The sequence below is a fragment of the Burkholderia gladioli genome (genome assembly GCF_000959725.1).
GTDB lineage: Bacteria > Pseudomonadota > Gammaproteobacteria > Burkholderiales > Burkholderiaceae > Burkholderia > Burkholderia gladioli.
Genome location: NZ_CP009323.1, coordinates 3344288 through 3356521, shown reverse-complemented (window position 1 = coordinate 3356521; position 12234 = coordinate 3344288). Strand labels below are relative to the sequence as shown.

Sequence of the window (12234 nt, the reverse complement as noted above, 5' to 3'; positions counted from 1 at the left end):
ACGACCTCATGAGCGGTTATTACGGGCCCGCTTGCGCGCCGCAATGTAGTCCGCCGTCGTCGCGTATTCATCGGGTTCGACGGGGGCGGACCTGCCACCAACAGGGTTGATCGGCGCGGGCGCTTGCGAGACAGGAGCGGGTTTCGCCTGGCCGACCGTCGTTTCCAGACGGGCCAGCTCAAGCGCCATGCGAAGCGGAGACAGGGACAGCACGCGCTCGGCGACGTCGGGGTTCTGGCCCAGGTGCTGGAGCACCTTGTGGCCGCCATCCATCGCCGTCACCGCCTCGAGGAATTCTTGCGACGCGCCCCCGAGCAGCTGGAAGGTGCGAAGCGACGAATCCCACGCGGCGCCGAATTCGGCCTTGCCGGCATCGAACACGCGATTGCAGGCGTCGTTGAACTTGTCCTGCTCGACCAGGCGCCGCGCTTCTTCGCGAATCTGGTCGGGCGTGAGGTTCGATGACGCGCTGCCTGCCGGCGCCGAGGCTGCGGGCTGTCCACCGTCGGGCTGACGGCCGCGCGCTTCTGCGGCTTCGGCTCGGCGGATGGCCTCATGCTTCTCCCGCGTCAACTGGTCGATACGCCGCTGCACCCAGTCGTTCTTGGGTGCAGCCGGTGCTTCGGGTGCAGCTGCCGCGGGGGTTTGCTCGGTGCCCGGTACCGTGCTCGTTTCTGCGGGCTGATGCGCCGTTTCGGGTTGGCTCGCCGGCGTGGCGTTGGTGCCTTCGGGTGCTGCGTTTTCAGCGGTTTGCATGGACGTATCCAAGAATGTTTGCCCGGTGATGCCGCGCCGGTACGGAATGCAAAAGGCCCTCTCCTCTCGGATGCGGGCCTGCGGGAAGCGTGACGGCCAGGCGTTAGCGCTGGCCGCCGATGATGTATTGCTCGGCCGCCGGCGTGATCGGGCTCGCCGTCGTGTTCACGTATTGGATCGCCAGCGTGTTCGCCGCGGAGACGCGCACATTGCCGATCGACAAACCAACCTGGTGCGACGGCTTGTTCACGTCGATCGAGTCGCCGACCTGCAGCCCGGGCACCGTGAATGTCTGCTCGGCGCTCGTGTTCGCTGCGACCTGGGCCGGCGCGAGCGTCTGCGTGATGCGGTAGATGCCCTGGATCGGGGCCGTGGACCCAAGGTCCTGGAGAATGCCGAGGTAGCTCATGTCACTGTCCTTGCGGTGCGGGCGTAAAAAAACCCGCACTCGGCGGGTTCGGTTGGGATTGCGGGGCGGCAGCGGGATCAGGTGGTGGCGTGTCAGCCCCGGCCGGCATGCCCTGCCGCATCATCTGCATGACGACCTGGGTTGCGACGTGCGCGACGACCTGCGGATCGAGCGGCTGGCCGAGAGCCTGCAGGCGCTTCGTCTCGGCGTCGTAAGCCTTGATCTCGACCTCCTGCTGCTCGCGGCCCTGGCGAGCCTGCTGGAGCAGCGTCGTCAGGTGCTCGATCATCTGCCCCATCTGCGCCATCTTCTGCTGCATGTCCTGCTCTTGCGGCGACGGCCCCTCGCCGAGGATCTGCGGCGGAATCGTCCGGTGCAGGCGTTCGGCCACCTCGTCGGCCATCGGGAAGTCGGCCGCCTTGAACAGCAGATCTCCGGCCACCTTCATCAACTGCTGGTCCTGGCCCATGATCTGTGTCAGCGCGTTGAATGCCTCCTGACGGCGCGTCTCGTAGTTCGGGCCCACCTCGACCGTCACGTCATAGCGGCCGATGCCCGGGTTGAAGATCAGTTGCACCTCGTCGGCGATCGTCGGGTGCGGCTGCTGCGTGAGCGGCTGCTGCTGGTTCGGATCGATCTTCGCGAACGTCTCGGTGCCGTCCTCGCCGACGATGCGCACCACGCGCGCCGTGTCGTAGATCTTCGGGATCAGGTCGATCAGCACGCGGCCGGTGTAGCGGATCGCGCGCGCAACGTTGTCGATGAAGTGGTACGTGGCGCGGTCGCCCTGACGCTGACGCGCCTGGATCGCGACACCGGCCTGCGCGTTCGACGGCTGGCCAAACTGCTCCTGATACTGGCCGCTCGCCATCATCAATTCCTGCTGGGCGGTCTGCATGCCGGTCAGGTATGCGCTGGCGCCGACAGGCGGCTGCTCACGCTGCGGGCGAGGGATCTGCGAGCCATCCTCGCGCAGGCTGTTGTAGGGCAGATACGGCAGGTTGTCGTCGTTCGCACGCTGCCATTCATCCTCATACTCCTCGATGGCCTCGGCCGGCGCCACGTAGGGCGTCTTGGTCTGCAGCGCGATGAACTCGACGTTCGCCGAGGTCATGTAGTTGTACATGCGCTGGGCATCCTTCATTGAGCGCGTATGGCCCTTGCGCTCGACCTTGCCATTGATGACCATTTCCTCGCCGACGACACGCACGATCGGAATGTAGCGGCCCGCCCATGGGCGCTCGTCGATGACCTTGTCACCAGCGATCAGATACCAGGTGATTTCGGGCTCGCTGATCTCGCGCTTCTGCACGGTCTTGTCGCGCTCGATCACCGCGCGCTCTTCGGGGTCCTCGATCGACGACAGGCGCACCGGGCCGCGCTCCGGATGGTTCACGAGCATGTCGGTGGTCTTCATGGTCTTGCGGAAGTACTCGCAGACCCGAATGCGGTCCTTGCTGATCCAACCGCCATGCGTCGAAGTGTCGTCTCCGAACACCACGCTGCGCGCTTCTTCGCTCGGGTATTTCGCCTCGAATTCGGTCTTGCTCATCTCCTCGAACACGAAGCCGAACTTCGCATCGGCGCCGTCGGCCGATTCGATATCGCAATCGAGGTAGATGGTGAGCGGGTCTTTCACCCGCCGTAGGAAGATCTCCTGGTCGAACGAGCCATCATGCGCGTATTCGCAGACGATGCGCCAATACCCGAGGCCGCCTTGCACCTGAAATTCGGTGCCCGTGTCGTAGACGATCTCGGCGTGCGAGTTGTATTCGATGTGCCGGACCATGCCGTCGAGGATCTTCGCGATCTCGATATCGGCCTCCCCGTCAACGGGCAACGTCTTCACGCTCGGCTTGTTCTGCTTCGCGTCGTTGACGATCTGGAGATTGTGTTGACGGACCTTGTTGACGGTCAAAGCCGGGCGATCGCCACGTGCGTTCAGGATCGTATCCGGCCACTGCCAGTTGTTGTCGGAATCGCCGTTCGCAAAGCGCAGGTCCTCGACGAACAGCTTGCGGAAGTCCGACTCGTACTCCTCGCACCGGGCGAAACGCTCCTTCGCCTCGGCGACGATCTTGTCGTGCGGATTCGATTCTTCTTTCGGCTTGCGTGCCATATCACTTTCCCATCCAGCCATGCGCCGTCGACACGACACGGCGCACAACAGGTTTCGCTTTGGGCTTGGAGGCCTTCATGGCCCGGCGGGCGCCCTCGCATGCGTAGCGCAGGGCGTCGATGACGTGGTTGTGCTTGTCTTCGAGGATCGGCAGCACGAGGCCCGTGAGCGGGTCCTCCTTGTACTTGTAGAGCGTCAGCTCATCGATCACGTGGATGCAGCGCGGATGCACCACGATGTCGAACGACTGCAGGAACTCGACGCCCTCTTCCAGCGACCGCGCGCCCTTGATGGCCGCCCGGATCTTCGGGAAGCCGTGGTTGCGCATGTGGCTGATCGTCTCCGGTCGAGCCGAGTCAGCCGTGATCGGCCAGTTCTCGGCATCCGGCACGCCCATGAACAGCTCGGGCAGGTTCACGATCTCGCAGCCGACCTGGTATGCCTCATAGTCGACATACAGGCGGTTGCCTTCGATGTCGCAGCGGACCAGCACCGAGGGATCACTCGCGAAGCCCCAGTCAGCACCCAGGCGATGGATCGTGCCGGCCGGCCGCTCGAACTCCTCGATCGCCCAGTTCTTGAAGACGCGCGCCTCGCTGCGCTGCTGGTACTTGCCGAGCCACACGTGCGCATACTTGTCGGGGTCGCGCCGTTTGTCGTACTCCATTTCGACCTGCAGCACGTCCGGCAGCCACGGGTTGTCCATGTAGTTCGCCTCGACGACGATCGAATCGGGCGGGGGGTGATCACCGCGCATCAGATCGTCGACGGGGTCGGTGGCCTTGTTCGGGTTCCAATCGAACCAGATCTGCGAGCGGTCCTTGCGGATCGTCGGGCGCAGGATCTTGAGGCTGTTCGCGGTCGCGTTCTGCGCCTCGGCGAACCAGGCTCGATCGAACCCCTCCAGCGACTTGATCGACTCGGCCGTGTGGTTCTGCATCCCCTCGAAAATCGTCGTGCCACCGTTGCGCGACAGGATGCGGCGATCCTGCACGTCGAAGTAATCGCCAGCGTTGAACACCTCGATCTTCGATTCCAGCAGCTTCTTCACCGAGAACTCCAGCGACTTCAGCGTCTGGCGCAGGCACACGAAGTCATACTTGTCGCTGACGTTCTCCTCGAGCCAGAGGTCGCCGAAGAAGTGCGACTTGCCCGAGCCGCGGCCGCCGTGCGCTCCCTTGTAGCGCACCGGCCGGCCGTCCGGCATCTCGTTCGCCAGCAGCGGCGCGAATGCGCGCGGCGTCTCGATCACCAGGTCGCTCATGACTTGCGCTCCTTCGGCGCGGGGGCGGCGGCCGGTGCGGCTGGGTCGACGATGCGACGCGTGATGCGCTGATACTGGATCGGGCCGCCATCCTTGCCCGTGTGCTCCACCGTCTCTTTCAGCATCCCGAGGTGGCGCATGAGCAACTGGGCGAAACCCTGCTTGTCGTGCATCTTCACCTCGATCCCATCCTTGGTGCGCTTCACGCCGGCATAGAGGCTGCGCAGCTCGGGGGAAAGGTCGCGCGTGTCCTTCAAGAACACGTCGGCGACTCCCTCGCCAAAGCAATCGGGGCAATCAGCCACGGGCGATCGCCGAGGATCGAAACCGAAACCACCAGACGGATCGGGCGCGGACGGGCGCGCGGCAACCGGCGTGCGCGCCTTCTTCGCGAGAGCGAGGGCACGCTGATGGCTCCTCATCGCGAGAGCGAATTCGCGCTCGCTCACCCACTGATAGGCGTGATCGATCCCGTAGCAGTGACGGCAGCACGTCCGCCGGAACTCGATCAGGCCGTTCGCATCGGCCGTGACTACGTTCCAGAGCTCCTGAACGATCCGGTCCTGGTCGATCTTCGTCCGTTCGCTGCGCGCGGCCATGGCGGCGGCGATCGCTGACTGAACGCTAACATTTGCTAACAGACGGACCGCCTGTTCGTTGGCGGTCCGTTCGCTATAACCCGCGCGGCGAGCAGCAGCCGAGCCGTTCAGGTCGAGCAAATACTCCTCGACGAACCGCTGCTGCTTCGGCGTGAGCTGCTTGGACATCGCGCAGTCAGATCAGCGACTTGACCTGATCACGGATCGCAGCGACTTCATGGGCGAACACGTGGATCCCGAGCTCGATCTTGCGCTCGAGCGCTTCGAGATCGGCATGCAGCCGCGCAAGCAGCGTTTCGGGCGGCACGGCGGCCGGCGACGCCGCCGGAATGCCTCCGGCATCCGCGAGCGTCGCGTCAGCACGGGAGGAAAGCTGATCCACCGTTGTCGGGAACAACGGGAAGCGCGTCGAGCCAGTATCCTCCGCAGCCGTCGAAAAGGGCGCCGTCGCCGGCAAGGAAGAATCCGGAGCAAGGGCGCCAGTGCCCGAGCCCGACGTATTCACGGTGCCGTCGCCCGAGATCGCCGAGGGCGCGACCGCGACCGGCTCGCCCACCGGTGGGACCGCCGGCGCATCACCACCATGGCCCGGGTCGCTCGGTTGGCTCGTCGCGGATGCAGTCGCATCCGCCGTCGCATTCGCTGCCGTCGCCGCAGGCGGGACAGTCGACGAGCTCGGCGTGGCAAAATCAGCCGTAGAAGTCGAGATCGATGCTGCATCGGTCGCACCGGTTTGCTCCAGTGCGGCCAATCCAACCTCCCTCGACACCGCCGGCGCCTCCTGCGCCGAGCTCACGCTGGTGCTGAGCGGCACGGTGTCCGCCGAAGCGGAAACCGCGCCGGCATTGGCCTCGGGGCCGCTGATCGAGGTGGAAAGCGACGCGACGGCCGCTGCGTTGGAATCGGCCACGGCCTGCGTGATTTCGGCCGAGGGGGCTTGGTTCGGTTCGTCCATGACGTTCTCCAGGTTGGAAATGCAAAAAGCCCGCGAGGCTTGCGCCTGCGGGCTTCGGTCGGCTGAGAGCGAACTGGCCCCTGCCTGCGGGCCAATTCACTCGGACTATGCCGGAATCAGTAATCTGGGCGGATTATAGGTGCAATTTTCAGCGTCAACAAGTACGTTAGTTTTCCCCAATCGCCGCCAAATCGCCTCCTGGGCATGAAACAGCGCGAAATCCCAGATATGGCCGTGTTGCCGGCCTTGCTTCAGCTTCAGGCGCCGGCAGATAAACGAGGAATGGGCACGCCAGACGTAGTGCAACAGGAGCACATCCTTATCGAGCGGCATCAGCCGCTTCCAGGCCTCGTTGACCTTGCGGGCGTCCTGCAGGTCGCGCGCGATCGGGCCATCGCACGACACGCGATAGCCCGATCGGTGCATGCCCTCGGCCGATCCAGCCGTTCCAGGGGAATATCCGGAGGAGCGCTGAACCGCTCCCCAATTGTCGAGCCGAGGCTCCAATTCATGCAAATCCATGTCCATCCCCGTGGCATCACGCCCGAATCGCAGGAGCAAGCGGCCGAGTGCGCATCGGCGTAGCGTGGCTCAGGCGAGCCGTACAGCGAATTGCGAAATTTCGCAAACTGGCGGTTCAGCGTCCCTCGTAGAGACGTTGCTTGAGCAAATAGCCCTCGAGGCGCCAGATTTTTGCGACGGCGTTCTGCCGCGCGATCTTGCGGCCGATCTCAGCGTCGAAGTTTTCGGGACTCGCGCAGGCCGACTCGCCGGTCACGGTGAAGCCGTTGCGCAAAACGAGCACGCAGAAGGTCAGCAGCGCCAAGGAAGGCGGAGAAATCCAAGACGGCTTCCCGATGGACTCACCTGCTACGCCCTCCGCCGCCGTGAAATAGACCTCGTGCTCAATCGACGCCTCGATGTCCGTCGGTGTCACGCGCGCCGCCGTCTTTCCCTTGGCCCTGATCTCGCGTTCGATATCGTTGTCGTTCATGGTCCTACTCCTGGTTGCGCGGCCGACGGCCGCTGGTGGTGAATCCTTTTCGTCGCAAGCCATCGCGAGCATTTGTCTATGGATCTCGGCGCTGAGCCGATCGATTCGACGGCTATAAAACGGCGAGCGCCGACGCCGCTGCAGCTTCCCACCGTCGCGTTTGAACGCCGACCATTTGAAGCGCGGTCTCAGGTTACGGGCGAGTGCATTGACCTTCATCCCTCTCCTCCATCACGGCAAAACTCGGTAAGGAATACCGAAGTATTCGAACCATTCGAAAAGCTCGCGGCGCGCGGTCCAGTCGCGCGGAACGACAAATTCGAGCTCGTCATCGGTGTGCGGCCGCGCGGTGAACCGACAGACGCTGAAAGACCACACGGGCTCTTCAATTGATTCGCAATACCTGACGGCCCGCGAAACCGCCGACGGCACGTCTTCTCGCAGGATGTATGCGTGCGCCGTCACGGCTCGTCTCCCACATACAGCTCGAGCGCGCCGCTGGCAATGAAGCCAGCAAGCGACTTTCGGTTCTCGGACAAATATGCGTCGACTCGATAAGTGCCATCCCGGTTGAACTGGCGGCGCGCCGCCAGACCGCTCAAACGCTCGGGAAGCTCAACGTCGACGACGATGTAGGGCTCGAACTTCCCGGTGCGGCCGCGGCCCTGGAGCACGGGTCCATGCAGCCGCACGACTCGGCTCTCGAAGATCTCAGACGACGAGCCGCGTGCGGCGCCAAGCGGTACGATCATGTGAACCAGCAGTCTCATCCGTACAGCCTCTCAAGCGTGGCGTTCAGAAGGTCGATCTGCGTCATCTTCAGGATGTGAAGGTAATGCTGGTCGCCGTGGACACCGTTGCGCCCCTGGTGGCAATCGTCATGACACAGCGGCACCGTGCAGAAGTCGCCGGCGCGCTGCGCGCCGCCATGCCCGACGCGTACGTGGTGCACATCGGTCTTTGAAAGCTGCGTCCGGCCGAGCAGCGTGCAGCAAATACAAGCCATCTTCGCGACGCGGCCCATGTGCTCGCGCTCGCGCTTGTTCGCACGGTGGCTCACGCAGACGCCTCCGACCCTGGGAGCACGGCGGTAGCAATGCACCACTCGAGCGCCATCGCAAGTGCTTCGTCGAGCGAGGGATCCACGAAACGCATGTTCGCACCGATGAAGCGCACCATCCATGCAGGCTCGGCCGCGATCGCGCCGCCCTCATCGATGCGGAACGTCGTGACCCGTCGCACGCGCGGCTTCAAAGACCGGGCGATCATGCGGCGGCCCTCCCCATCGCGCACATTGCATGGAACGCCGGCACGACAAGCCGAACGGTATCGACAAGCTCACGCTCGAGCCGCGCGGCGCGCTCGGCCTCCGGCGTCGCGATGAAATCGGCCGACCTGGGAAACTCCTTCCCGGTTAGCGTCATCGCGTGGCCGCCCGGGCCGCGGTGGCCACGAGCAACGTATCCGTCAAGGACAAGGCGCAGCGACGCATGCTTGACCGAATCGAGCTTTGCATCGAGCCGCACCGCGACCTGCGTGGCCGTCAGCCCGGGTGCCTCGGCCAGGCATTCGCAGACGCGGCGCGCAAGCAAACTCATTTGCTTTTCTTTCATCATGCATTCCTCACGATGGGAAATCGTCAACAGGCATCAGCGCGTCCCCGAACGTGGTCCGCGCGAATTGGTAGAGGTCACTGGCGTTGAAGCGCTGGGCGTCTTTCAGTACCGCCTCGATGGCGGCCGGCTCTCGAGCGGCGCGCGCGACCAGGACGCGGTAGTAGCGCCAGTCCTCGTCGGCTTTCCGGATCCGCACGCCGAGCTCGAAGCCCTTCGCGTCGACGCCGGCGGGGGAGTCGAACCAGCGCGCATCGGCCACGCCCGCGCCGCCACGCGCCGCCGGCGCCGCGCCAAGGAAGGTGTCGACAAAGGCAACGTAGGTCGGTCTGGCGTCGCTGTCGCGATCGCGGGCCTTCACGGCGGCCGCGTGCGCCTCGCGCAGCTGCTCGACCGTCACGCCCTTGCCGATCCAGGTCAGCACCACGGCGCGGTCGGTGCCGCGGTTCACCTGCAGCGCCTTACCGCGTTCGCGCTCCAGCTCGATCAGGAGATCGGTGAGCGTCGCCTCGGCGTCGGGTTGAGGGATGCTTATTTTTTGAGCAGCAGCTGCAGCCGGATCGGCGGCGCGCGCGTTGCTGCTGTTTACTGCAGGGTTAACTGCAGTATTAGACTGAACCTCCTTCAGTGCCTTCGTGTCGTTAGGTTCAGTGCCTTCCGGAACGACGTTCAGTGCCTCGGGTGAAGGCACTGAACGTCCTTCAGTGCCGTTATCCACAAGCTGCTGAACGTAGTTCAGTGCCTCGATTTTCCGCCCCGTTTTCCGAGGCACTGAAGCACGTTCAGTACGTTTCGCATCGCGGTCAGGAAGTTGGAAGTTCTCAGGGATGAGCGGATGGTATTGATTGCGCGCCCACTTCTGGCCGCCGTAACCGTGTTTCTCAGTGACGAGCCAGCCGGCCTTCGCGGCGGCGCGCAGATGCGTGATCACGGCCCGTTCCGACAGGCCCGTCTCATCTGCGAGCAGCAGCGTCGACGGATAGACAGGCTCACCCGCATCGTTCACATGGCACGACAGCGTAAGCAGAACGTGCCGCGTCGTAGGCGGCAGCGTCGAATTGATGATGGCATGGCGCCAAGTCCATGGCTTCATAGGCGACCCTTTAGTGCCCATACAAGGCCACCGCAAATACAGCCGAAGCCGGCGACGTAGAGCAAGATCACGATACCCATCTGGCTACCCGCCGATACCGCAGTCGCCGTATCCCTCGCGCGCGCAGGCGCAGTTCAGGCCCGTTTGCGCGAGCGTCGCGTGCGCCTCGAGGTAGCGCCGCGACACCACGCGGAGATCCAGCTGCTGGATCGCGGTGTCGATGCGATCGATCGTGATACCCAGGCTCCCGCCCAGGAAGCGACTCACCTGCGTGTCGTCCCACTTGAGTGCCGTCTGCACCGGGCCGCGCTTGTCCGGGTCGGTCAGTGCCTCGCGAAACGCCTGCTGCATCGAGGGCTTTTTCCTGACGAATTCAACTGTGCTCATGGTCGTTCAACCCGTAGCAAAAACTTCTGAATGATGTTGAGGAGAAGGATGGGTAAGGTGTGGGTCACCTGAAGGGAATCCACGGAAACGAGCTCAGTTGCGGATGTCCGATGACAGGGAAATCCCCTCTCAGACGATGAGCGAGCTCGGCCTCCGCGGCCTCCTTCATCAGCTCGCGAAAATTGCGGGCGGCGGCGCGCTCGCGGCGCCGGGCCTGGACCTGCTCGAATGTCGGGCGGCGCGTCATGCGGCCGCCGGAGTGTCGGATTCGTCGACCGGAACGATGAAACCAGGAGGAAGCGCACGGCCGCTCTGCACGGCAGCACCGATGACCATTGCGGTGCGCTGCTGATCCAGCTTGTCGGGCCACTGCGAAACGGCGCCCCTGGTGATGCCCAATGCACGGGCGAGCGCAGCACCGCTGCCAAAGATGGCGGTGGCCTGCTGTTTGGTGAGGTTCATGCGTCGGCTCCGAAGGGATTCGCCGACAGTATAGAACCCTATACTGACTTTGGAAAGCATACTAAACCGTGCTTCGTTTAGATTTCTAACCCATGAAAGCTCTCGAAGACCGGATCCGGACGATCCTTCACGAAACGCAGGCCGAGCAGATCGAGCTTGCGGAAGCTGCTGGGGTGACGAAAGGCACGGTGACACAGTGGCTCGACGGCAAGATCAAGTCGATCAAACTGGAATATGCCGTCGGCATCCAGAAGCGCTGGGGCTATAACCCCGTCTGGATCGTGATGGGCCAAGGCAAGAAGAAGTCGTCGGGCTTTTCCAACGTGCGCGGAGCAGAGATCGGTTCTCGGCGCGTTCCGCTGATCAGCTACGTCCAGGCCGGCAAAATGAGCGAGGCCGTCAATCCCTTTCCGCCTGGGGCTGCGTTCGAGTATTTGCTCACTGACCTTGATCTGTCCGATGGCGCGTTCGCGCTCGAGATCGATGGCCTATCGATGGCTCCCGAATTCAATCCAGGCGATCGCGTTATCGTGGAACCGGCCCTTACGCCGCGCCCGGGAGACTGTGTAGTCGCGAAAAATGGGCATGAAGAAGCCACGTTCAAGCGGTACCGCGTGCGCGGCATAAATGCAGCTGGCCAGGAGGTATTCGAGCTCGTGCCGCTGAATCCCGACTATCCAACAATCAACAGTGAACACGAGCCCGTGACGATCATTGCGGTGATGGTCGAGCACCGGCGATATCGGAAAAAATGACAACGGGCGAACGCCCACTTTCGGGGATATCAATGAAGCATCTGTTTATCGGAGCGCTCGCGGCTACCGTTTTATGTGGATGCGCCACATATGACCTCTCGCTGATGCCGCGCGGCCCGGGCAAGCTGGCGCACGGAGAAGCGAAGCAGATCGATAAATCGGTTTCAATCACGATTGACGGTCGCACATATGCTGGGCGCTACGTCTACGTGCAAGGTGGCTCCTTCACCCTCGCAACGGCTTTCGCCGGCGCCTATACCGCGACGGGCAACTCGATAAGCACAAGCGTCGTCGGTAACGGAAATGTTTTGGCGAGCTCCCCGGACGGCCACAATCTCCGGTGCGTGTTCACTTTCAGCGGTTGGTCCCAGTCGGGGACCGGGGCATGCCTCACAGACGACGGCCAGACATACGATCTGCAAATTTCGAGATAGGGCTCACCTGGGCCAGAGGATCCCGCCACGCGCGGGATTTTTTTCGGCCAGTCGGTTTAGAACGCTTGACCTATACAGGATAGTTTTCTAAACTCGCCTCACTGTCACCCGACACCGAGGCAACCGTGCCCGAGTTCATCACCCAATACACCCCCGAAGAAATGGCGGCCACGCTGGCAGCCCTGAGCGACCTGGAGCTCTTTGGTTCGTACTGCGCCGCGTGCGGCGCGCGCGATGTCCTGCGCGAGTTCGCAGCGCGCGGCGGCCATGCGATCGCCTTCGGCCAGCTGCTCTATGAGCTGGACCTCGGCATCAAAACGATGCAGGTGCAGGCGGCGGCGCGCGGCCAGGACCTCCCGGACATCACCATCGCACGCCGGACGGCGCACTGATC

Annotated in this window: 19 protein-coding genes; 2 read left to right on the top strand and 17 right to left on the bottom strand. The window is 63.5% G+C overall.

Going from position 1 to position 12234, the window contains the following annotated elements:
- Positions 1 to 6 precede the first annotated feature (6 nt).
- The 17 genes from BM43_RS31885 to BM43_RS31810 form a co-directional block, all read right to left on the bottom strand.
- Entirely contained in the window at positions 7 to 756 is a 750-nt protein-coding gene (locus BM43_RS31885) for a hypothetical protein (protein ID WP_036051789.1), read from the bottom strand.
- Between the two features lie 103 nt (positions 757 to 859).
- On the bottom strand, positions 860 to 1165 hold the full coding sequence (locus tag BM43_RS31880) for a hypothetical protein (RefSeq protein WP_036051790.1): 306 nt from the start codon (positions 1163 to 1165) through the stop codon (positions 860 to 862).
- Between the two features lies 1 nt (position 1166).
- Complete coding sequence (locus BM43_RS31875; RefSeq protein WP_080741957.1) at positions 1167 to 3305, bottom strand: portal protein; 2139 nt, start codon at positions 3303 to 3305, stop codon at positions 1167 to 1169.
- Positions 3286 to 4548 carry a PBSX family phage terminase large subunit gene (locus BM43_RS31870; protein ID WP_052409082.1) on the bottom strand — a complete coding sequence of 421 codons (1263 nt, stop codon included), beginning with the start codon at positions 4546 to 4548 and terminating at the stop codon, positions 3286 to 3288. The genes BM43_RS31875 and BM43_RS31870 overlap by 20 nt, the downstream gene beginning before the upstream one ends.
- Entirely contained in the window at positions 4545 to 5315 is a 771-nt protein-coding gene (locus tag BM43_RS31865) for a terminase small subunit (RefSeq protein ID WP_042283651.1), read from the bottom strand. The genes BM43_RS31870 and BM43_RS31865 overlap by 4 nt, the downstream gene beginning before the upstream one ends.
- 7 nt (positions 5316 to 5322) lie before the next feature.
- On the bottom strand, positions 5323 to 6102 hold the full coding sequence (locus BM43_RS31860; RefSeq protein WP_036051792.1) for a hypothetical protein: 780 nt from the start codon (positions 6100 to 6102) through the stop codon (positions 5323 to 5325).
- A gap of 105 nt (positions 6103 to 6207) precedes the next feature.
- On the bottom strand, positions 6208 to 6624 hold the full coding sequence (locus BM43_RS31855; protein WP_124083800.1) for a hypothetical protein: 417 nt from the start codon (positions 6622 to 6624) through the stop codon (positions 6208 to 6210).
- A gap of 115 nt (positions 6625 to 6739) precedes the next feature.
- Complete coding sequence (locus BM43_RS31850) at positions 6740 to 7096, bottom strand: Gp49 family protein (RefSeq protein ID WP_036051794.1); 357 nt, start codon at positions 7094 to 7096, stop codon at positions 6740 to 6742.
- A gap of 231 nt (positions 7097 to 7327) precedes the next feature.
- Positions 7328 to 7561, bottom strand: coding sequence for a hypothetical protein (locus BM43_RS40950; RefSeq protein WP_036051795.1), 234 nt, complete (start codon positions 7559 to 7561; stop codon positions 7328 to 7330).
- Positions 7558 to 7866 (bottom strand): hypothetical protein, encoded by a 309-nt coding sequence (locus tag BM43_RS31845; RefSeq protein WP_036051796.1) that lies wholly within the window; start codon positions 7864 to 7866, stop codon positions 7558 to 7560. Before BM43_RS31845 ends, BM43_RS40950 begins: the two co-directional genes overlap by 4 nt.
- Entirely contained in the window at positions 7863 to 8156 is a 294-nt protein-coding gene (locus tag BM43_RS31840; protein WP_052409084.1) for a hypothetical protein, read from the bottom strand. Before BM43_RS31840 ends, BM43_RS31845 begins: the two co-directional genes overlap by 4 nt.
- Entirely contained in the window at positions 8153 to 8365 is a 213-nt protein-coding gene (locus BM43_RS31835; RefSeq protein ID WP_036051797.1) for a hypothetical protein, read from the bottom strand. Before BM43_RS31835 ends, BM43_RS31840 begins: the two co-directional genes overlap by 4 nt.
- Complete coding sequence (locus BM43_RS31830; RefSeq protein WP_111946463.1) at positions 8362 to 8712, bottom strand: hypothetical protein; 351 nt, start codon at positions 8710 to 8712, stop codon at positions 8362 to 8364. Before BM43_RS31830 ends, BM43_RS31835 begins: the two co-directional genes overlap by 4 nt.
- Positions 8713 to 8719: 7 nt before the next feature.
- The gene (locus BM43_RS40945) at positions 8720 to 9802 is read right to left on the bottom strand and encodes a helix-turn-helix domain-containing protein (RefSeq protein ID WP_144417708.1); all 1083 of its coding nucleotides are present in this window, start codon (positions 9800 to 9802) and stop codon (positions 8720 to 8722) included.
- 84 nt (positions 9803 to 9886) lie between these two features.
- Positions 9887 to 10189 (bottom strand): hypothetical protein, encoded by a 303-nt coding sequence (locus BM43_RS31820; protein ID WP_042283656.1) that lies wholly within the window; start codon positions 10187 to 10189, stop codon positions 9887 to 9889.
- 64 nt (positions 10190 to 10253) lie between these two features.
- On the bottom strand, positions 10254 to 10436 hold the full coding sequence (locus tag BM43_RS31815) for a hypothetical protein (RefSeq protein ID WP_036051801.1): 183 nt from the start codon (positions 10434 to 10436) through the stop codon (positions 10254 to 10256).
- The gene (locus BM43_RS31810; RefSeq protein ID WP_036053514.1) at positions 10433 to 10651 is read right to left on the bottom strand and encodes a Cro/CI family transcriptional regulator; all 219 of its coding nucleotides are present in this window, start codon (positions 10649 to 10651) and stop codon (positions 10433 to 10435) included. The genes BM43_RS31815 and BM43_RS31810 overlap by 4 nt, the downstream gene beginning before the upstream one ends.
- 92 nt (positions 10652 to 10743) lie before the next feature.
- Here BM43_RS31810 and BM43_RS31805 point away from each other — a divergent pair, with 92 nt between their 5' ends.
- The gene (locus BM43_RS31805; RefSeq protein ID WP_036051802.1) at positions 10744 to 11406 is read left to right on the top strand and encodes a LexA family protein; all 663 of its coding nucleotides are present in this window, start codon (positions 10744 to 10746) and stop codon (positions 11404 to 11406) included.
- Positions 11407 to 11965: 559 nt separating this feature from the next.
- Complete coding sequence (locus tag BM43_RS31800) at positions 11966 to 12232, top strand: hypothetical protein (protein ID WP_036051803.1); 267 nt, start codon at positions 11966 to 11968, stop codon at positions 12230 to 12232.
- The last annotated feature ends 2 nt before the right edge of the window (positions 12233 to 12234 follow it).

Bases quoted from the DNA above. Each gene is read 5' to 3' on its own strand.
- BM43_RS31865 (WP_042283651.1), bottom strand. From the start codon at position 5,315: ATGTCCAAGCAGCTCACGCCGAAGCAGCAGCGGTTCGTCGAGGAGTAT.
- BM43_RS31850 (WP_036051794.1), bottom strand. From the start codon at position 7,096: ATGAACGACAACGATATCGAACGCGAGATCAGGGCCAAGGGAAAGACG.
- BM43_RS31820 (WP_042283656.1), bottom strand. From the start codon at position 10,189: ATGAGCACAGTTGAATTCGTCAGGAAAAAGCCCTCGATGCAGCAGGCG.
- BM43_RS31870 (WP_052409082.1), bottom strand. From the start codon at position 4,548: ATGAGCGACCTGGTGATCGAGACGCCGCGCGCATTCGCGCCGCTGCTG.
- BM43_RS31885 (WP_036051789.1), bottom strand. From the start codon at position 756: ATGCAAACCGCTGAAAACGCAGCACCCGAAGGCACCAACGCCACGCCG.
- BM43_RS40945 (WP_144417708.1), bottom strand. From the start codon at position 9,802: ATGAAGCCATGGACTTGGCGCCATGCCATCATCAATTCGACGCTGCCG.
- BM43_RS31845 (WP_036051796.1), bottom strand. From the start codon at position 7,866: ATGAGACTGCTGGTTCACATGATCGTACCGCTTGGCGCCGCACGCGGC.
- BM43_RS31805 (WP_036051802.1), top strand. From the start codon at position 10,744: ATGAAAGCTCTCGAAGACCGGATCCGGACGATCCTTCACGAAACGCAG.
- BM43_RS31855 (WP_124083800.1), bottom strand. From the start codon at position 6,624: ATGGATTTGCATGAATTGGAGCCTCGGCTCGACAATTGGGGAGCGGTT.
- BM43_RS31860 (WP_036051792.1), bottom strand. From the start codon at position 6,102: ATGGACGAACCGAACCAAGCCCCCTCGGCCGAAATCACGCAGGCCGTG.
- BM43_RS31815 (WP_036051801.1), bottom strand. From the start codon at position 10,436: ATGACGCGCCGCCCGACATTCGAGCAGGTCCAGGCCCGGCGCCGCGAG.
- BM43_RS31835 (WP_036051797.1), bottom strand. From the start codon at position 8,365: ATGATCGCCCGGTCTTTGAAGCCGCGCGTGCGACGGGTCACGACGTTC.
- BM43_RS31830 (WP_111946463.1), bottom strand. From the start codon at position 8,712: ATGATGAAAGAAAAGCAAATGAGTTTGCTTGCGCGCCGCGTCTGCGAA.
- BM43_RS31810 (WP_036053514.1), bottom strand. From the start codon at position 10,651: ATGAACCTCACCAAACAGCAGGCCACCGCCATCTTTGGCAGCGGTGCT.
- BM43_RS31880 (WP_036051790.1), bottom strand. From the start codon at position 1,165: ATGAGCTACCTCGGCATTCTCCAGGACCTTGGGTCCACGGCCCCGATC.
- BM43_RS31875 (WP_080741957.1), bottom strand. From the start codon at position 3,305: ATGGCTGGATGGGAAAGTGATATGGCACGCAAGCCGAAAGAAGAATCG.